At 60.6% G+C, this 19,340-nt stretch carries 14 protein-coding genes; 11 read left to right on the forward strand and 3 right to left on the reverse strand.

All coding sequences use genetic code 11. The features are described from left to right. Positions 1 to 520: 520 nt before the first annotated feature. Positions 521 to 1,708: a hypothetical protein gene (locus Q4E11_RS05745; RefSeq protein ID WP_303164343.1), complete on the reverse strand. Its 1,188-nt coding sequence runs from the start codon at positions 1,706 to 1,708 to the stop codon at positions 521 to 523. A 116-nt stretch (positions 1,709 to 1,824) separates the two neighbouring features. On the opposite strand from Q4E11_RS05745, the gene eccB reads away from it, so the two are divergent. After that, positions 1,825 to 3,264 (forward strand): type VII secretion protein EccB, encoded by a 1,440-nt coding sequence (gene eccB, locus Q4E11_RS05750; protein WP_303164344.1) that lies wholly within the window; start codon positions 1,825 to 1,827, stop codon positions 3,262 to 3,264. On the opposite strand, the gene mycP is transcribed toward eccB, so the two are convergent. Together mycP and eccD are read right to left on the reverse strand one after the other, a co-directional pair. Continuing rightward, entirely contained in the window at positions 3,226 to 4,446 is a 1,221-nt protein-coding gene (gene mycP / locus Q4E11_RS05755; protein ID WP_303164345.1) for a type VII secretion-associated serine protease mycosin, read from the reverse strand. The genes eccB and mycP overlap by 39 nt on opposite strands. Continuing rightward, on the reverse strand, positions 4,443 to 5,849 hold the full coding sequence (gene eccD, locus Q4E11_RS05760) for a type VII secretion integral membrane protein EccD (RefSeq protein ID WP_303164346.1): 1,407 nt from the start codon (positions 5,847 to 5,849) through the stop codon (positions 4,443 to 4,445). Before eccD ends, mycP begins: the two co-directional genes overlap by 4 nt. A gap of 147 nt (positions 5,850 to 5,996) precedes the next feature. Here eccD and eccCa point away from each other — a divergent pair, with 147 nt between their 5' ends. The 10 genes from eccCa (at position 5,997) to idi (ending at position 19,340) form a co-directional block, all read left to right on the forward strand. Beyond that, a complete protein-coding gene (gene eccCa / locus Q4E11_RS05765) occupies positions 5,997 to 9,836 on the forward strand; it encodes a type VII secretion protein EccCa (protein ID WP_303164347.1) in 3,840 nt (1,279 codons plus the stop codon). Between the two features lie 3 nt (positions 9,837 to 9,839). Next, a complete protein-coding gene (locus Q4E11_RS05770; protein ID WP_303164348.1) occupies positions 9,840 to 11,183 on the forward strand; it encodes a type VII secretion-associated protein in 1,344 nt (447 codons plus the stop codon). A gap of 200 nt (positions 11,184 to 11,383) precedes the next feature. Continuing rightward, positions 11,384 to 11,710: a WXG100 family type VII secretion target gene (locus tag Q4E11_RS05775; RefSeq protein WP_303164349.1), complete on the forward strand. Its 327-nt coding sequence runs from the start codon at positions 11,384 to 11,386 to the stop codon at positions 11,708 to 11,710. 46 nt (positions 11,711 to 11,756) lie between these two features. Next, positions 11,757 to 12,044, forward strand: a complete 288-nt coding sequence (locus Q4E11_RS05780; RefSeq protein WP_303164350.1) for a WXG100 family type VII secretion target — start codon at positions 11,757 to 11,759, stop codon at positions 12,042 to 12,044. Positions 12,045 to 12,335: 291 nt separating this feature from the next. After that, a complete protein-coding gene (gene rplM / locus Q4E11_RS05785) occupies positions 12,336 to 12,779 on the forward strand; it encodes a 50S ribosomal protein L13 (RefSeq protein WP_005509852.1) in 444 nt (147 codons plus the stop codon). Next, positions 12,776 to 13,336, forward strand: a complete 561-nt coding sequence (gene rpsI / locus Q4E11_RS05790) for a 30S ribosomal protein S9 (RefSeq protein WP_303164351.1) — start codon at positions 12,776 to 12,778, stop codon at positions 13,334 to 13,336. The genes rplM and rpsI overlap by 4 nt, the downstream gene beginning before the upstream one ends. Positions 13,337 to 13,587: 251 nt before the next feature. Then, complete coding sequence (locus tag Q4E11_RS05795) at positions 13,588 to 15,504, forward strand: acyltransferase family protein (protein WP_303164352.1); 1,917 nt, start codon at positions 13,588 to 13,590, stop codon at positions 15,502 to 15,504. 54 nt (positions 15,505 to 15,558) lie between these two features. Next, on the forward strand, positions 15,559 to 17,247 hold the full coding sequence (locus tag Q4E11_RS05800; RefSeq protein ID WP_303164354.1) for a VanW family protein: 1,689 nt from the start codon (positions 15,559 to 15,561) through the stop codon (positions 17,245 to 17,247). A 76-nt stretch (positions 17,248 to 17,323) separates the two neighbouring features. Next, a complete protein-coding gene (gene glmM, locus Q4E11_RS05805; protein ID WP_303164356.1) occupies positions 17,324 to 18,667 on the forward strand; it encodes a phosphoglucosamine mutase in 1,344 nt (447 codons plus the stop codon). Between the two features lie 16 nt (positions 18,668 to 18,683). Then, complete coding sequence (idi, locus tag Q4E11_RS05810; protein ID WP_303164357.1) at positions 18,684 to 19,340, forward strand: isopentenyl-diphosphate Delta-isomerase; 657 nt, start codon at positions 18,684 to 18,686, stop codon at positions 19,338 to 19,340.

Consider the following 19,340-nt stretch of genomic DNA (forward strand, 5'->3'; position numbering starts at 1 on the left):
GGTTGTGGAAATGATGAGCCGGAAAGTCCTGAGACTTCCGATCGCGCTGTCACGTCCACCTCTAGCTCGGAGATGTCGTCAAGCACGAAGACGACACCGAAGCCAACGGAATCGACTGAGTCATCCGCACCGAAGGCAGCTCCGAAGATTACGCCGGTCAATGACGCGGACTATACGCCAGCCGATGGCCCGAACACCCGCCTGTTCAAGTTGGAAGATGACAAGACCAGGTGCTTCCTCAATGACTTGAACGGTGACTCCTACCTGGCATGCGAAACCGAGTTGGCGGATCCGCCGATGGTGGGCGATGGTACGGGTAACAAGGTGCCTGCCAATGCCGTTTCGTGGAATCCAGGTGGCGTGACCTATGAGGTACTGACCTTCCCAGAAGTCGCAGAGATGAAGACGCTACCAGCACATTCCAGCTTGAGCGCGTACGGTTTCACCTGCACCGCATATGGCCCGTCCACGCTCGAGTGCTCCGGCCCGACTGGTAACGCCACCATTGATGCGGGCACTGTCACCGGTGCACAGATGCCGAAGGAAGATGCGGCTCCTGGAGCAGACTCTCAGCAAGGCGCTCCGGGCGAAGGCGGCCAGGGCGATGCCCCGGCAGATCCAGGTGCCCCGGGTCTTCCGGGATTGCCGGGCGAAGGCGGTGGCCTGCCGACACTGGATCAGCTGCTGCCGAATCTGGGACAGTAGTTTCCGCACGAGTTTCCGCACGTGCGGTAGTAGTCAGGCCTGTAGCAGCGCGCATTGTCAGTGGGCGCAGCTGCGTGGTGGTGCGCGCGGTGGCGAGCGTCCAGGTGAATTCTCCCATCGTCAGAGTGGGGCAGGCGTTATCGTCGCTGTCCGCGATTACCTCGATGATGCGAGCCGTGCCCGTCTTCAGATCGGGCTCATACTCATCGATAACCACCACATCGACCGTGTCGTCCCCGCTGCGGGCAATGAGTACGGCACCAAGTCCAAGAGCCACGGTGAAGTAGTGCGGTCTGGAGGTGCGAATCCCAACTCGATACCCCAGTGACAGTGTGCCAATGAGCAGCTCGCAGATGTCCTGTTCGCCACAGTTAACCCTCAGGCGTGGCACATCAGCAGGGCACATTGTAATTGTCTGACCGCTGTCACCTACGCCAATCACCTGTGCTGGACCACAGGTGATGGAGAGGTCACGCTTCCTGGTAAGCCACAGATGCGGTTTGCGCCCCAGCGCTGCAACGTGGCGTGAACGGCCTGTCCGGCGCAGCTGCACAATGGCCTCGGAGTCAGCAGCAAGCGCACATTCGCTGTCCGTCAGTGGGCGCGCGCGAATGCCAAGCAGCCCCAGACGGTGGCTGAGGAAGCTCAGTGCCTGATCTCCATCTGCTGCATCCTCAAGCGTGACCATCAGGTGAGTCCACGGCTCAGGAGTGTCAACATATCGCTCGGCTGCCCGGAAATATCGATGCGCATGCTCGCCACGGATTTCTGGTGCTAGCTGATAAAAGCACAGTGCGTCGATGGTGACCGGGCTATCGTCGGCAAGCGAAATGATGTCGGTGGTAGACAGCTGCCTGCGAAGCCCCGGTGTGAGACGAAGACCGCGTAGTGCGCCGTGCTCGGAGCGCCGTAGGAGATCGCGGATGCTGCGGCCGCGCACGGGAATGTGTGCGACGATTGTGATGACGACGGTGACGGTGAGTAGCCACAGTGCAAAGCTCATGAGAAAATCCCCCCAATGTTTTCCCCAAAAAGTTCTCCCCTGGTCGCACAGTAGCGTGACCTGGCTTACTCTGCAGGGGAGTAACAACTGTGGGGGATTAGTTTTGGGGGATACTCATGCCACGTACACCGACGACGCCTAGCCAGGTCAGTGGGCATAGGTTTTTGGTACGCCGTATTGAGCACGCGTTGGTGCGGGCGGATTCGAGAATGTTGCACGATCCGCTGCGCACTCGTTCGCGTGCCCTGTTTATCGGCTGCACACTGGTGGTTTTATTGGCGGCGGGCACGGCAATTTTGTCCTTGGTACGGCCGCAGGGCGGGTCGAGTCGCGGTGAGCAGCTAGTAGTTGTGGCGGGCACGCAAAGCCTGCATGTGCGTATCAATGACCGACTGCATCCGGTTGCCAATCTGGCCTCGGCGCGCCTGATCTTGGGCAGTCCCGCTGAGCCGAAGCGGGTGCGGGCCAGCGCGCTCGATGATGAGGAAATCAGTTTCGCGGTCGGCATTGAGGCAGCGCCGCCAGTGCCGGCGTCGGCACCAACATCGGCACAGCCATCATCGACGCGGGCAGCTGGTGCAGCCACTGGCGGACTGGCGCTGGAAATCTGTGAGCAAACCGGCCAGGAGCTATCGCATCCGCGCGTGGTCACGCAGACCGTCGTGCGTATGTCGGAAGTCGATGGCGACCCGCAGGAACTGGTTAAATCGCGCGATGACAGCGCCATCGTCACCGATGGCCAGAGCTATTGGCTGGTCAGCCGGGGCTATCGCTCACTGCTCGATCCGCATCACCCGGAGCACGCCGCCGTAGCTCGCGCACTGGGAGTGGAAACCGCACCCGTTCGCCCCGTCAGCGCCGCATTTCTCCGGGCGATTCCCGAGGTCCCAACGCTGGTCGCGCCGAACATTCCAGGGCGCGGCGCCCGCACTGCATTTGCCGCGCCGTTCGACACTATCGGAAATGTGGTGCAAGTGGGCGCGCGCCGTGTCGTCGTGCTTGACGACGGCGCCGCGACCCTCTCCCCGGTGCTAGGAGAGTTGTTAGCTGCGCAGTCACCAGTTATGGAAGCTAGCGAAAACGAGTTAGCTGCGGTGCCCGTCGCGGCAGCACCCGTTGTCCCAGGTTTGCCGGAGACTCCGCTGACGTTTGCCGACAACAGCGGCTGGTTGTGTGCAGGCCGCGTTGCGGGACAGCCACAGGCGATGATGCAGTGGTCGCAGAATAAGCCGAGTGGCCGGCACGTGGACTATCCACACGCCGATGGATCAGGCCAGGCCGTGGACGGTTTCGTCGATGCTCGAAGTGCGGATCGCAGCTCTGTTGCCGTCAGCGTGGGCGGTGCGGTCCATGTCATTTCCCCGGAGGGAATGCGCTTTGCCGTCCACGACCGCACGACGCTTGCCGCCATGGGATTTAATGCCGCTGCCAGCCCCGAGGTCGGCGGTACTCGAGAAGTGGACTGGGAGGTCGCAGCAGCCCTGCGAGCTGGCCCGGAGCTGAGTAAACAGGCGGCGTTAGGGCCGCTGGCCGGTGCTCCGGCCAAGGCGCAGTAGCAGCCAGCCGCCGAGCAGCAGAGCACACATCACCAGCAGCCCGGTGGCACGCAGTGGCGCACGCTGCCCACGACTCGACACCGCAGGCGTCGGTGCCGGAGCCGGGGCTGCGTCAACGTGGCTCTGTGCAACCGTATCGACCGTGGTCCACATCAGTGCATCATAAGGGGCCACCACACCGCGGCCCAGCCCCAACTCGGAGCTGATTGGGCTTGCCGAGGAGACGATAAGTTCGCGCACCTGTGCAGGTGAGAGCTCCGGATGCCGCGAGAGCAGCAGCGCCGCCGTGCCCGACACTGCAGGCGTAGCAAAACTAGTACCGGCAATCTGCTGGGCACGCGCGGTCTCACCGGAGCCCACCACGTGGCGATCAATAAGTCCCTGCGGTGTGCGCGGGTCCGGGCCAAGTACCGGACCGCCCGGCGCGGAGACATCAACCCACTTTCCCGTCATGGCGTAATCAGCTGGAATCACTGCGCCAACCTCATCAAATTGCATGGCTGACACCGCCAGCACTTCCGGTAAAACCGCTGGCCAGGCAACTGAGCCCGCTTGACAGTGCTCGCCTGTATTGCCTGCGGCGGCGACAATTACGGCGCCGGCTGCCTCTGCCCGCGCCACCGCTTCGGTGACTTCGAGCGCGCCTTTGGGCATGGCCTCAGCGGGCGAGCAGGAGGTCAACGAAATATTTATCACGCGCGCACCTTCGTCAACCGCCGTGTCGATTGCGTGGGCAAGTGTTTCCAAATTGCCCTCTTTGCCAGACGTCTGCCGAATGGACAGCAGCTGCGCGTCGGGCGCAAGGCCGGCAAAGCCATCCGGTCCGGGCAGCCCGGCAATGATGCCTGCGACGAGGGTGCCGTGCCCGTCGCAATCTACTAGTGCGCTGGTGTCATCGACCAAATCACCGCCGTCGAGCACCTCGCCGAGTCGCATGTTCGGCGCCACGCCCGTATCAATCACCGCCACTTTCACGCCGAGGCCCGTCGTCAACTGCCATGCTTGACGAAACCGGAGCACTCTTTCTGTCACCGTCGGCTCCTGCACAGCGCTTGACGACGACAGCCTCGTGCCCACGCACTCTGGAGTGCTCTGTGCATCCGCAGTCGGATGAAGGATGAGAGCCGAGATCGAAATCGCGGTGGCTGCAAGCCCGGTAATCAGCCGCAAATTATTAATCACTGGAGCAGCCCACCTACGAACTCCGGCAGGCCAGCAATAATGGCCGCAATCGGCAGAATTACGGCGATGGCACAGGCCTCGGTGAGCTCAGCAAACCTCCGTGTGGTCGGTGAAATCCTGGTCGCCGGTAGCGCACTCAGCGCCGTACCAGCGAGCATCGGCACGACAATCGCAGCGGCGACCGGCCAATTGCCGGCAAACCATTGTTGCATTGCGACGGTCACTGCGACCGACAGCGCTGTAAGCGCCATGGCTGTAGATGCGACTTTGCGAGCCTGGCCACGGGAGTGGACAGCGCCGAAAATAATGATTGCAGCAGCCATGGCCAGCAACCAGTTGCGGCTCTCGCCGGAGCTGGAAAGCAGCGCCACCAGTGTGAAAGTGGTAAGCATTGCGGCTCCGGCGACGATAATGCCGTCGAGAAGCCAGCCAGCGCGCCGCGGTGCGTGGGCAGGTGTCGTCTGTGTGGCGTTGTCGTCGAAGCTTTCGCCGGCAGCGGGGATTTTGGGCACGCGGATGCCTGCAGCTTTGATGGCGACGGATGGTGCCATCAACAGCAGGATGAGCGCGCTGGCGGCGCTGACTGCGCCGGCGTGGGACGGCTGCTGAAAGGCCGCGATGGTGGCGGAGTAGATGCCACAGGGAATCGACAGTCCGAGGCTGGTCGCACCGATTGTGCAGGTCATCCGGTTGTTGCCGTCTACTAGTAGGAATACCAACCCGGTGACTGCGAAACCGGCGGCAATGGCAGCGGTGGGTGGCCAGGCAGCCAGAATTTGGCCCGTCTCTAGACCGACAAAACTTAAGGCAAAGCTGACTACCAAAACGAGCAATTGAATCTCGAGTGTGCAGATGATGGCAGCCCGAGCGTGACGTACCAATCCAATGCGCAGGCACCCTGCGACAACGAGTAGCGCGACAAAGCTCACGGCAGCACCGAGGGTGACATCCGTGCTGCCAAGGCTCAGCGATGCAGCAGCTACCGCGACTGTGGCAATGAGCGCGGCAACACAGCCGACAATCACATCAGCGGTACCGATGCCATCGGTGTACGCGGTGTCGGCAATGGCGTCGGCGGCATCGAAAATGCGGGGCCCTGGAACCGGTCCGGGGTCGTTGATGACAACCAAGCGGTCACCATGGGTAATACCGGCATCGACGAGGGTGTCGTCGGCACGCAAAATTTGGCCTGTGGCGGTGCGCAGTTGCCAGGTGGCAAGTGGAAAATCGGCGATGTCGATGTTGAAAATCCGTAGCAGATCCGGCAGGAGCGCTGCGACGGCAATGTGGGTGGGAAGCGCGAGATCGGCGTGGGCGCGATCTGTGCTTTCCGGTAGATGAGCTGCGTCAATGCGGACGCGAATAAGTTCCCCCAGCATGTGTTCCCCCCATGAATCTTTCATGCTTTTCGTGATTCTAGAGTGTCCTACTTGGGCGATTTTCGCTACTTGAGCACTGCGGCAATCCGGGGTGTGCTCTATGCTGTGAGCACATCGATTGGCCTGGGGGATTGGTCATCGAGACGACATATTTTCTGGGGGATTTTTCTAGTGACCAGTTCACAGGCAGTAACTTCGCAGGCAGTAACGTCGGCTACTCGTAGCCTCGGTCCACAGCCGATGGCGGGGACAATTTCACCGGATGCGCCACCGGAGGCACCGGAACCACAACCAGTGCCGCTGATGCGGGCGCTGATGCCGGTGGTGATGGTGGTGGCCGTAGTTGGCATGGTGGCGCTGATGTTTGTCTCCGGTATGGGGCGCAATCCCATGTCATTTATGTTTCCGCTGCTCATGGTTTTTTCTACCGTTGGCATGATGGTGTCGGGCAGCTCGGGCACCAAAGACATGTCGGCTGCCCGCAAGGATTATCAACGGCACCTGTCCAGTATTCGGCGCGCGGTGGCGAAGGCCGGCAACAAGCAGCGAGAGGCGGTTGAATTTATTCATCCTGCACCGCAGGCGCTGTGGCAATTGGAGCAGCTGGGGCGGGCTTGCGAGCGCAGCCGAGGCGACTCGGATTTCCTGCAGCTGCGCATTGGTGTGGCAACGCAGCAGCCGGCCACACCGGTGGACCCGCCGGCGATTCCCGCTCCGGAGAAACTCGATCCGGTCTCAGCGGTGGCACTGCGGGAGGTCATTCGCTCGGCCCGTCAGGTTGACCGCGTGCCCTTTGCCATTGACGCAGCGGCTTTCGACATCATCGCACTTACCGGGGACATGGCTGCCGCCAGAGGCCTGGCGCGCGCGATGATTGCGCAGGCCACAGCGCTGCATCGGCCGGATGATTGCCTGATTGCCGTGGTGGATGGTGGGCGTACCGGTCAGTGGGACTGGCTGAAATGGGTGCCGCACCATGCCCATCCCACGGCGGAGGACGTCTGTGGGGCAGCGCGTCTGCGGGCAGTGGGCTGTGCGCAGTTGGCGCAGTCACTCGCAGAGGTTGATTCGCTTCCCGCTGCTGTGATGATTGTGTTGGAAGACCTCGGTGGCACAGCGGACGGCCTCGATGTCACCGAACTGGCTCCAGTTTTTGATAACGCCGGCTCGGATACCTCAATTGTGCTGGTCACAGTGGTAGAGCAGGACACTCTGCTGTGGGGGGCGGCGGTCAACCACGGCATTGCGCTGGTGGTGGATGACAAGACTGTGGCTGCAGAGACCGCGACGGGGCGCGAGGAGATTGGTCTACCGGATTTTTTGGGTCCCGCTGAGGCGGAAGTGCTAGGGCGCAGCTTGGCTCGTGTCGTAAAGCAGACGGCAGCCAAAGGCAGCGCTGTGACCAGCGCCGATCCGGTGATGGCGGAGCTCGGTCTGTATCCGCCACCGACGACGTTGCGCTACCGGCCGCGGCTGGGGCAGGCGCGGTTGAAAATCCCGGTGGGTGCGGACGATGATGGCGCGCCGGTGTACCTGGACTTCAAGGAAAGTGCCGAGGGTGGTATGGGGCCGCATGGGCTCTGCGTGGGTGCGACAGGTTCGGGAAAATCAGAGTTTTTGCGAACGACGGTGGTCGGCCTTGCCGCAACGCATGGCCCAGATCAGCTGAACTTTGTGCTGGTGGATTTCAAAGGCGGCGCGACCTTTTTGGGGCTGGACCGTCTGCCGCATGTCTCGGCGGTTATCACCAACCTGGAGCAGGAGCTCATCCTGGTCAATCGCATGGAGGACGCGCTGCGAGGCGAGATGACGCGTCGCCAAGAGCAGCTGCGTGCCGCCGGAAATCTCGCTGGTGTCAGTGACTATGAGGAGGCCCGACGCGCCGGGCGGATTGATGCCCCACCCATGCCGGCGTTGGTGATTGTGGTCGACGAATTCTCGGAGCTGCTCACGGCGCGGCCCGAATTTGCCGAACTCTTCGTCGCCATTGGCCGGCTGGGCCGAAGTTTGCATATGCATCTGCTGCTTGCCAGTCAGCGCTTGGAGGAAGGCAGGCTGCGGGGGCTGGAATCTCACCTGTCCTATCGCATTGCGCTCAAGACGTTTTCGGTCGCGGAATCGCGCAGTGTGCTGGGCGTTCCCGATGCCTATCATCTGCCAGCCATCCCCGGTATTGGCTACATCAAATCGGCTGCTGCGGAGCCGGTGCGGTTTCGTTCGGCCTACGTTTCAGGGCCGCCGGTGAGCGCGAAGGTGGCGGGCGTCGGTGCTGTGGCACCGAGTCGAACTGCAACAATTGCCGAATTTACCGCCACGAATTACTCGCAGGAGGCTGTCGGGCCGTCGATAAGCGACTTGGCGTCAGGCGAACAAAACCCGACGTCAGAGAGTGAACAGACGGTACTTGGCGCGGTCGTGGCGGCGGTGGGGCATGTGCCGGTGCGCGCGCATCGGGTGTGGTTGCCGCCGCTGCCCGAGGCCATTGAGCTAGCGCCCGCCGCCGACAGCCCGCGCACGCGGCTGACAGGTGCGATTGGGCTTGTGGATAAACCGCTGTTTCAACGTCAAGATCCGCTGACCATCGATTTGCGCTCAACCGGTGGGCACGGTGCCATCGTCGGGGCACCGCGGTCTGGCAAGACAACCGCAACGCGCACGGCGATTCTCGCGCTTGCCGACGGCATCAGCGCTTGTGACCTGCATTTTTACATTGTGGACTGCGGTGCTGGTGGCTTGAGCGATCTGGCGAACCTGCCACATGTTGCAGCTCTTGCCCATCGCGGTGATGAGGAATTGATTCGTCGCACAATCGGTTTCTTACGGCGCGAGGTCTCCCGGCGCGAGAAGCTGTTTCGGACCAACGGTTGGCTGTCCCCGGAGGCGGCCAGAGCAGCTGGCCAGCCGGATTCGGTGCTTGTCATCGATGGTTGGGGCGCGTTCAAAACGGAGCATCCGACGCTGAGCGATGAGGTGCAGGCCCTTATCTCGGAGGGCCTTGCCGTGGGCATTCACGTGCTGCTCACCGCCTATCGCTGGAGTGAAATGCGGCCGAGTGTGCGCGATTTGATTGGTACGCGCATTGAGCTGCGGCAGGCTGAAGCCATTGATTCAGTGATTGACCGCAAAGCCGCGGAGTTGGTGCCGGAGAGTCCTGGCAGGGGAGTGGCACCAGGTGGGTTTGCGATGCTGGTGGCATCCACCGGAGCTGAGGACACTGAGCGGATTGCGGCTGCTGTGCCCGCCGGTGAGCAGGCGCCGAAGCTGCAACTGCTACCTCGGCGGGTGGATATCGCCAGGTTGCCACGTCCGGCTGAAGCGGTGCGAGGTGCTGTGACTGTGGGCTTGGAGGAGGCGGGCCTTGGGGCAGTGGTATTTCACCCTGAAAAGGATCGTCACCTGCTGATATTCGGCTCGGCTGGCAGTGGGCGCACCGCGGCGTTGCGGGGAATTATCCATCAGCTCCGGCATACTCAGCGGGATTCGAAATTTGTCGTGATCGATTACCGCCGCGGCCTGATGGAGGCAGTCCCGCAGGACCGGCTGGCTGGCTATGCGGGCTCGGCTGCGGTGGCAGAACCGATGCTGGCCGAGCTGGCGGAGGTTCTCAAAGGGCGTTTGCCGCAACCGGATATCACGCCTGCCCAGCTGAAGGCTCGCAATTGGTGGAGTGGCCCGGTCATCAACATCATCGTGGACGACTACGACTTGGTGGCCGGTGCGCGTACTAATCCGCTGCTGCCGCTTGCGGAGGTCATTGCGCACGCCGCGGATATCGGGCTCAACATCTTCTTCGCCAGACGCATTAGTGGCGCATTGCGCGCACTGCACGACCAGGTGATGGGAGCCGTCAAGGACCAAGGAGCCAGCGTCTTTGTCATGGACGGCACGCGTGACGACGGCCCGATTCTCGGCATCAAACCAACAGAGCAGCCACCCGGCCGCGGGTACTGGATTGTCCATGGACGAAAACCCCAGATTGTCCAAATGGGTTGGTTGGCCGAAGGGGAGTAGCTGATGATGAAAGTGGATGTGCGCAACCAAGTAACAGCTTCCGAGCAGCTGCCCACGCTGCGTCATGGCACGTGGCATCTGTGGGGATTAAGCGCACCCGATGATGGCGAAGTTGTAGATATCATCGGCCCGCGGCATCTCCTCGACAGCATGCACACCGTCATCGTGCCCAGCTACTGGGGCGTTCCCAGACAGCAGCGCCTCGCACTCGCACTGCTGGACGCCGAGCTCAATCCGTATCTCCTTCCGCTTGCCGACGCAGTGCTAGAGCTCGACGCACCAACGGTGGCTCACAGCATTGTGGTTGAAGTGGAACCCAGCCGCGTCTGTGTGACACGAGTAAGTGGCGAGTCACCTGCCAGCCGAATGACACATTTGGTAACCGCCGATGACGGTGCCGCATTGGTCGAAACGGTCATTGCACTGGCGTATCAACTCACGGTCTATCCGGAGCAGCCATTGGGAATGCCGGATGATGTTGAGGTCTCCGGAGGCCGTGGCATTACCGAATATCCACCGCGCTGGCAGGAGGACATTGAGTTCATCGTGGCCGAAGTGCCACCGGGGATGACTCAGCCGAGGCGCGCACTGCTTGCTGACCGGTTGCGCGATCGCGGTTTCTTGGTCTTCGACTGTCCAGCGGACCGACTTGCAGAGCCCGCCGAAGCCAGTGCCCTGACCTCGGTGCATCAGCCGCCGGCGGATGTAGAGGGCGCAGACACCGCAGACCATGTAGGCACCGCAGCGACGGCTGGCAGGCCGAGCGGCGTGGTACCGATGCTAGTTATAGCGACATTGTTGCTGTTGGTCGTGGTCATCTCAGTCGTGGCCTGGCGCGTCAGTGAGGGGACCGACAGCGACATCGATGACGGTATTACCACCGATTTGCCACGCCGGTCATCACCCACAATGTCGCCGCCTCCTGAACCACCACCGGAGGTCACACTGACAGGAGCCGGTGTGGCAGTGACCTTCCCCGGTGAGTGGCAACTCGATCCAACAAGCCCACTTGATCGCATGACAGCCGTGGATGGTGGCGATATGCGTGTGCTTGCGCTGGCGTATCCGCTCACGGACACGACGACCCTCGATCACGTGGTCGCCGGGTTGAGCAGTGATACGGCGGCAGATCCCACTAAGTCGACTCCAGAGCGCAAGCACGTGATGGGCCTGGACGTTGTGGTCGTTGTTGAGCGCTTGCCGTCCGGCAATTCGGTGGTGCTGTGGCATCACAAGATTGTCGATAGCGTGCAGATCAGCGTGGGGTGTCAATTCCGAGGTTCACAGATTCCCGAGAGCCGACCGGTATGCGATCGTGCTGTGCAAAGTGCCAGGCCCGAGCTGTAAAAATCACTGTCGGGGGGGGCGGGGGGGGGGTAGTCGGGGGTGCAGGAAGAAAAAGGAAAATGGAACCGAAACGAGGTTTTTCGCGCCAAACAATATGACGGGGTTTTAACGCGGGGGAGTTAAAAGATTCTCACGTGGGGAAAGTGAGAACCGTCGTAAAGCAGTCACATTCCACACTCAAAATTAAAGGGGGACACAACGTGGCTAACATTTTTGCAGCTGAATCTGACCAGATGGTCACCACGGCCGGTGATGTCGATGGTGTCAATTCGGAAGCTCAGGGAGAACTGAGCCGAATTCGAGGCGTCGTTGATGGTTTGGCGGGGGATTGGAAGGGTCAGGCCAAGAACAGCTTCGATGACCTGATGCTGCGCTGGGATGATGCGGCGATTCGGCTGTCGAATGCGCTCAGCGATATCGCAGACAACATTCGTGCCAATTCCACCAGCTTCGATGAGGGCGAGGAAGAAGGTGCAGCATCGCTGAAGCAGGTTGCTGCCGCCGGAGCGTCGCTGCTCAATCTCTAACCGGAAATCTAAAAAACCGAAACATATATAAGGAGGCAATAGTTTCATGGAACCGATTCATTACGGCTTTGGTGGCATCAACGGTGCGGCGTCGGACATTCGCTCGACGTCCGGCTCTATCAATAATCTGCTGGGGGATTTGAAGAAGCGCATCGCACCAATGGTGGCAACCTGGGAAGGTGACTCCTCGGAGTCCTATCAGAATGCACAGCGGCAATGGGATAGCGCAGCTGAAGAGCTCAACGTCATCTTGAACACCATCGCTGACACTGTCAGCGCTGGCAGCGACCGCATGGCTGATATCAACCGCCGCGCTGCTGCTAGTTGGGGATAAGCGAGGACAAGCGGGGGATAAGCGAGCGCGTAAAAGGGCCTGCCGCCTAAAAATAAATATGCTCCCCGGGGAGGGAATATTGGGGAGCATTTACTACCGCGGGGGAGCAGAAAAGCCAGTCTCATTGGGGAGGGGGAGACTGGCTTTTTTGTTATCCGGCGTACGCAGGGTAAAGTAGCCAATCTGTGTGCGCACACATCGATGTTGCCTCGGGTCTCCACCGGCCGCCGGGGAGGAACAACAGTGTGCACAGTGGCTGGCAAATCTACACGGACCCTAAAAGGAGTCATGTTGTCTACTTTCCATCCGAAGGACGGTGACATCGAGCGCAAGTGGTACGTCATCGACGCTACCGACGTTGTTCTCGGCCGTCTGGCTACTCACGCCGCAGATCTGCTGCGCGGTAAGGGCAAGGCATACTTCGCCCCGAACGTCGACTGCGGTGACCACGTCATCATCATCAACGCCGATAAGGTGCACGTCTCCTCTAACAAGCGGGAACGTGAGATGCGCTACCGCCACTCGGGCTTCCCGGGCGGCCTGAAGTCGATGACCCTGGGTCGTTCTCTCGAGGTTCACCCGGAGCGCGTTATCGCTGAGGCTATTGAGGGCATGATGCCGCACAACAAGCTTTCCCGTGCGTCCATCAAGAAGCTGCACGTCTTCGCCGGCTCTGAGCACCCGTTCGCCGGTCAGAAGCCTGAAAACTACGAGATCAAGGCGGTGGCACAGTGACCAACCCACAGGATGTCAATGAGAACCAGAACGTAGAGGCCACCGAGGCTTCCTACGACGATGTTCAGGCTGCCGCTGCTGCTGCCACCGAGGAGTTCACCTCCTCCATCGGCGATGCAGTTGCAACCGAGGCTGACGAGGTCGAGGCTCCGGCAGCTCCGCTGACCCTGGACCGCCCGATCCAGACCGTTGGTCGTCGTAAGCGCGCCGTCGCTCGCGTCGTCCTGACCGCCGGTTCCGGCAAGATCGTCTGCAACGGCCGCGAGATCGAGGATTACTTCCCGAACAAGCTGCACCAGCAGGAAATCAAGGACCCGCTGGTCCTGGTCGAGCGTGAGAACCAGTTCGACATCAAGGCCAACATCAACGGTGGTGGCCCGTCCGGTCAGGCCGGTGCTCTGCGCCTGGCTATCGCTCGTGCACTCAACGAGTTCAACCCGGAGGAGCGCAGCGTTTTGAAGAAGGCTGGCTTCCTCACCCGCGATGCTCGTGCCGTCGAGCGCAAGAAGGCTGGTCTGCACAAGGCCCGTCGCGCTCCGCAGTACTCCAAGCGCTAAGCTTTACTGCCTCTTCGCATCCTGCACCAATTGGTGTGGCGAGCATTCAAGAAAGCACCTTGGCTTGCAATTTTTTCGCAGGTCAGAGGTGCTTTTTTGCTATAAAGTGCCGTGTGGAAAACCAAAACGCACCGATAACCTGCGATAGCTGCATTTCTTGATAAAGCCCCGTAGGTTTGACACTTGTCCGATACAATCCGGTCTCGCGACCCACTTACGAAGTGCAAGTTAAGAAGGAAGTTTCATTGGCGGTGAGCACGATTACTACAAAGATCACCGACTCGACGAAGATGTCTAGCGCGTCGAAGCCATCGAAGCACCCGTTTCGTATTCGTCGCGTGCCCGGAATTGACGGGCTGCGCGGCCTCGCTGTCTCGACAGTGGTGATTTACCACTACTTCGACAATGTCCTGCCCGGCGGTTACATCGGTGTGGACATTTTCTTCGTGCTCTCCGGCTTCCTGATCACTTCGCTGTTGGTGCGCGAGCACGCCGTTACCGGCCGCATCAATCTGAAGGATTTCTGGCTTCGGCGTCTGCGTCGCATCGCACCAGCGGCCATGTTCGTGCTGTTCATTTCGGTCGCCGTCGCAGGTTTGATCGGCGGAGATCCAGCAGTCGGCTTAACGACGCAGTTTTTCGGCACAATCTTTTTCGTCAATAACTGGACACAGATTGCCGGCTCTCAGTCCTATTTCGCTGACTCCGGGGTGCAGCTGCTAGCTCACTACTGGTCATTGGCGGTAGAGGAGCAGTTCTATCTGTTCTGGCCGTTGATCTTTGTGGCCCTGGCTGCCTTGAAGTTGTCCTATAAGAAAATGGCAACGGTCGCTGGTGTCGGTGCCGCTGCCTCATTTGTGTGGATGGTCAGCCGCTATGATCCAGACGCCGACCCCACACGTGTTTACTACGGCACGGATACACATGCTTTCGGCCTTCTCTTTGGCGCGGCGCTGGCATTGGTGCTGACATCGACATCGGCACGCTCGGAGGCGGACTCCTGGCCGAGAAGGGAACCGCTGCTTCGTGATTTCTTCGGCAGCTCCGCGCAGGCGTTTGTTGTTGCATCACTACCGCTGATCTTCCTCGGCTTGGTGCTGTTCACTATGGCAGATACCTCGTCGGTGACCTATCAGGGTGGGTTGGTATTCGCATCGCTGCTGACCGCGGCCACGCTCTATCTCGTCGTACGCGGTGCATCACCGGTGCGTCAGATTTTCGAGTGGAACCCGCTGTGCTGGTTGGGCAAGGTCTCCTTCTCGCTGTACCTGTGGCACTGGCCGATTATCGTGCTCATCCGTGAGCTGCTGGATCGTATGGAGGCAGCGCAGTATGAGGCTCCGGCGGCATTTGCTGGCATTGCGCTGTCGTTGCTGCTGGCCAATTGGTCGTACAAGAATGTTGAGACACCGATTCGCCGCATGGGCTACCGCGGCTGGTTGTCACAGTTTTCCGGCACGAGCTACGCCGGTACGTGGCAGCCGCGTGTTGCCGCCGGTCTGGCGCTAGTTGTCGTCGCCAGCGCTGCTTTCGGCATGCTTACGGCCCCGAAGATGACTCGTCTGGAAGAACAGCTCCAGCTGGCTGCAGATCAGCGTGCGAAGGCCGAAAAGGCCGAGAAGGCGGAGTTGGCCAAGCGCGTTATGCCGCGAGGTGACCAAATCACAGCAATCGGCGATTCGGTGATGCTGGCCTCCTCGCAGGCGTTGGAGGAGAAGTTCCCCGGAATCTACATCGATGCCGCGGTCTCACGCGGCTATCCGGCTGCGCCGGCCATCATCGAGAGCATGAAGGCCGCCGGCACCCTTGACTCCTTCGTCGTGCTGGGCCTTGGCATCAACCAGTCCGCCGCGGCATCCAGTGATGAGCTGCTGGATGACATTCTCGATTCGCTCGGTAAAGATCGCATCGTTGTCCTTATTAATCCCTACGGTGACCGAGTATGGATGCCGCAGTCTGAAAAGGAAGTTCTCGACGCCGCCAAGAAGCGGGACAATGTCTATGTTGCCGACTGGTGCCATGGTGTCCGCGATGATCAGTCCAAGTTGCGCGCCGATCTCATTCACCCGACCCCGGCAGGTGCCGAGGTCTATGCCGATGCCATTGACGATGCGTTTAAGCAGTACACAAAGAACGACAAGCGCATTCCTACGATCTGTGGAGTCTAGCTAGCAGGTAGCAAACTAAAAGGAAATCGCACTTTAACGGTAAGGTGAGGGTTTGTGACAAAGCAGCAATCCTCATCAAAGCACCGCGGGGCGAAGATTACCTTCGGCGTCATCGTCGGTATCTTCGCTCTTTTCGGCGTGTTCTTCGCGGTTGACTACGTCCTGAACAAGGGCCATGTGCCACGCGGCTCCACCGTCGCGGGAGTCGATATCTCCACGCTGAGTGCTAACCATGCCGAGGCGAAGCTCGAGGAGGAACTGGGCGACATCGCCACCCATCCGGTGCGTCTGCGGGCAGGTGAGCGCGCCGCCGAGGTGCTGCCCGTTGATGCCGGTCTCAGCATCAACTGGGAGGAAACCGTCAACCGAGCTGGCAAGCAGACGGCCAATCCAATCACGTGGGTTCGCAGTTTCTTCACCGAGCGTGAGCTCGATCTGGTCAGTGACGTCGATCAGGCGAAGTTTCAGCCGCAGGTCGATCGTCTGGTCACCGAGTTGTCCATTCCGGCGGTCGACGGTGAGGTCAAGCTTGTCGACGGCCGTGTAGAGCAAACCCCTCCGGTCATTGGCCAAAATGTCGATCGCACCGCGGTCAGCGATGACTTGGTCGCCAAGTGGCTGCTGCCCGGCGGCATTGATATCAAGCCGACGGAGCAGGATCCGGTTATCGGTGAAGACCAGGTTCGCGAGGCGGCTGAAGGTGAGGCGGCAGCTGCAGTTTCGTCTCCGATTATCGCCAAGGGCCGCGACAACATCGATGGCATTATCCCGCCGGAGCGCATGGGCGAGATTGTGAATTTTGTATCTCGTGACGGCAAGCTGGCCGCCGATGTCAACGTCGATCGTGCGCAGGAGATTCTCGCAGAAGGTCTCAGCGAGACCGAGGTGGAGAAGCGCAATGCGTCGTTACGCTTCGACGGCGGTGCGCGCGAGGTCATACCGTCGCAAGACGGTGTCGCCGTGAAATGGGACGAGACGATGAAGGACTTCGCCCCGCGCGTGACTTCGCAGGACGAGCGCGTCTTCGATGCGGTCTACGAGGACAAGCCCGCGACCTACACCACCGAGCAGGCGGAACACGCCACGTTCGATGATGTCATCGGTGAGTTCACCACGGGTGGATTCAGTGCGGCATCGGGCACCAATATCCGCCTGGTCGCGCAGATGGTCAATGGTGCGTTCGTTGCCCCGGGTGACACGTTTAGCCTCAATGGCTATACGGGACCGCGCGGAACTGCACAGGGTTTTGTGGAGTCCGGCATTATTCTCAACGGTCACGCCGATACCGCAGTCGGCGGTGGCATCAGTCAGTTTGCAACTACGTTGTACAACGCCTCGTACTTCGCCGGCATGGAGGATGTCACTCACACGCCACACAGCTACTACATTTCGCGCTACCCAGCAGGTCGTGAGGCCACTGTGTATGAGGGTGCTATTGATCTGGCATTTAAGAACTCCTCCGATACGCCCATTATTATCGAGTCCTTCGCCACGGACTCGGAGGTGACGGTGCGCATCAAGGGCGTGAAGAAGGTTGATGTGGAGTCGGTCAATGGCGGCCGCTGGGCTCCGACTTCGCCCACGACAATGCAGGTAAGTGGTGACAACTGCCAGCCGTCGTCAGGCGCGCCGGGCTTTACCACTTCAGACACGCGCATCATCCGAGATCTGTCGGGCGCGGAGATCTCGCGCGAGACGACGACGACGGTTTACGATCCGCAGCCGATCGTATCGTGTGGTTAATCTGGAACAAGAACCTCAAACGGCTAAAGTATTACAGCATTGACACTTAAAACCCCCAAGGAGTGGTCTAGCAATAATGGCACGTCTTTTCGGAACTGATGGCGTCCGCGGGTTGGCAAATAAGACGCTGACCGCACCAATGGCCTTGAAGCTGGGCGCTGCTGCAGCGACGGTGCTCACCAGTGGCACTAATCCGTCGGGGCGTCGCCCGCTGGCTATCGTCGGCCGCGATCCGCGTGTGTCCGGTGAGATGCTCGCCGCTGCGCTGTCCGCTGGCATGGCATCGCAGGGTGTTGATGTGCTGCGCGTCGGCGTGCTGCCAACTCCGGCAGTCGCGTTTCTCACCGACGACTACGGCGCGGACATGGGCGTGATGATCTCCGCCTCGCACAACCCGATGCCGGACAACGGCATCAAGTTCTTCGCAGCTGGCGGCACGAAGCTTGACGACGCCGTGGAGAAGGAAATCGAGCTGGCACTCGAGCACCTCCCGGAGACCGGACCTACGGGAACTGGCGTTGGTCGCGTAATTGAAGAGGCGCCGGACGGCCTCGACCGTTACCTGTTCCACCTGTCGCGCGCTGTCGGCGCCAAGCTCGACGGCATTCGCGTCGTCGTGGACTGCGCCAATGGTGCGGCCTCGCAGGCTGCACCGATGGCCTACGCGGCCGCCGGTGCAGATGTGGTGGCAATCCACAACAAGCCGAATTCCTACAACATTAACGACGGCTGCGGCTCCACACACATCGATGTGCTGCGCTCGGCAGTGCTGGAGCACGGCGCTGACCTGGGTCTGGCTCACGATGGTGATGCTGACCGCTGCCTGGCAGTGGACTCGCAGGGCAACGTCGTCGATGGCGACCAGATTATGGCAATCCTGGCGGTGGCCATGAAGGAAGAGGGCCTGCTGCACCACAACACGCTGGTGGCGACGGTAATGAGTAACCTCGGCCTGAAGCTGGCAATGGAAAAGCACGATATTGCACTGCGCACTACCAAGGTGGGCGACCGCTACGTTTTGGCCGACCTCAATGCCGGTGGCTACTCGCTCGGCGGTGAGCAATCGGGGCATGTCGTGATTCCGGACCACGCCACCACCGGTGACGGCACGCTGACCGGTCTGTACCTGATGGCGCGCATGGCCCAGACCGGAAAGTCGCTGGCAGAGCTCGCAAGTGTGATGAAGGTGCTGCCGCAGACGCTGATTAATGTGCCGGTGTCCAACAAGGCCGCCATTTTGGAGTCGGAGGACGTCAAGGCCGCCATTGCTCGGGCGGAGGAGAAGCTGGGCACGACGGGACGTGTGCTGCTGCGCCCTTCCGGCACTGAGGAATTGTTCCGTGTGATGGTGGAGGCTGCTGACGGGGAGTCGGCGCGAAAGATCGCAGGCGAGCTAGCTGCTGTGGTAGCTGCCGTCTAGAGTCAGGAGTGTGGAAATGAACGATGCTCTAGAGGACATTAAGGCCCGCTTCGCCCCAGGTGAAGCAGACATCCAAGTCGAGGTTGTCGATGATGAGGGGCGCGTGCTCGGTACCGTCGGCAAGCTGGAAGCGCACGTTCCACCGGGAATTTTGCACCGTGCTTTCTCGCTGTTCCTCTTTGACCACGAAGGTCGCATGCTGCTGCAGCGACGAGCAGAGGGCAAGTACCACTCGCCGCTGTTGCTGACGAATGCGACCTGCTCGCACCCGCTGCCGGGAGAGCCTGTGGCGCAGGCGGTGGAGCGTCGTGCACGCGAAGAGCTGGGTGCAACCGTCTCCGACTTGGAGGAGATTGGCATTGTCATCTACCGAGTCACCGACGATCGCTCGGGACTTGCGGAGTATGAGTACAACCACGTCTATGCCGGCTATGTTGATACCGATTCTGTGGATATCAACCCTGACGAGGTAGACGAGGTTATCTACGTGATGCCGCAGGAGTTGGCCGAGCGCCGTGCCAATGAGCCGATGACGCAGTGGTTCAACCACGTCTGGGGCGTTGGGGCGGAGAAGTTCGCAAAGTTCGGTTTCGACATTGAGGGAGTGCCGGGCATTCATGGTCCAGCAGCGGCGCAGGCCGCTGCACAGTCGGTCTCGGAAAAGGAAGTGTAG

Source organism: Corynebacterium sp. (genome assembly GCF_030532195.1).
GTDB lineage: Bacteria > Actinomycetota > Actinomycetes > Mycobacteriales > Mycobacteriaceae > Corynebacterium.

What these genes read in the sequence shown, in the direction of transcription:
- Q4E11_RS05745 (WP_303164343.1), bottom strand. Translation starts at nt 1,708, where the DNA reads ATGAGCTTTGCACTGTGGCTACTCACCGTCACCGTCGTCATCACAATC.
- eccB (WP_303164344.1), top strand. Translation starts at nt 1,825, where the DNA reads ATGCCACGTACACCGACGACGCCTAGCCAGGTCAGTGGGCATAGGTTT.
- eccD (WP_303164346.1), bottom strand. Translation starts at nt 5,849, where the DNA reads ATGAAAGATTCATGGGGGGAACACATGCTGGGGGAACTTATTCGCGTC.
- Q4E11_RS05770 (WP_303164348.1), top strand. Translation starts at nt 9,840, where the DNA reads ATGATGAAAGTGGATGTGCGCAACCAAGTAACAGCTTCCGAGCAGCTG.
- Q4E11_RS05780 (WP_303164350.1), top strand. Translation starts at nt 11,757, where the DNA reads ATGGAACCGATTCATTACGGCTTTGGTGGCATCAACGGTGCGGCGTCG.
- glmM (WP_303164356.1), top strand. Translation starts at nt 17,324, where the DNA reads ATGGCACGTCTTTTCGGAACTGATGGCGTCCGCGGGTTGGCAAATAAG.
- idi (WP_303164357.1), top strand. Translation starts at nt 18,684, where the DNA reads ATGAACGATGCTCTAGAGGACATTAAGGCCCGCTTCGCCCCAGGTGAA.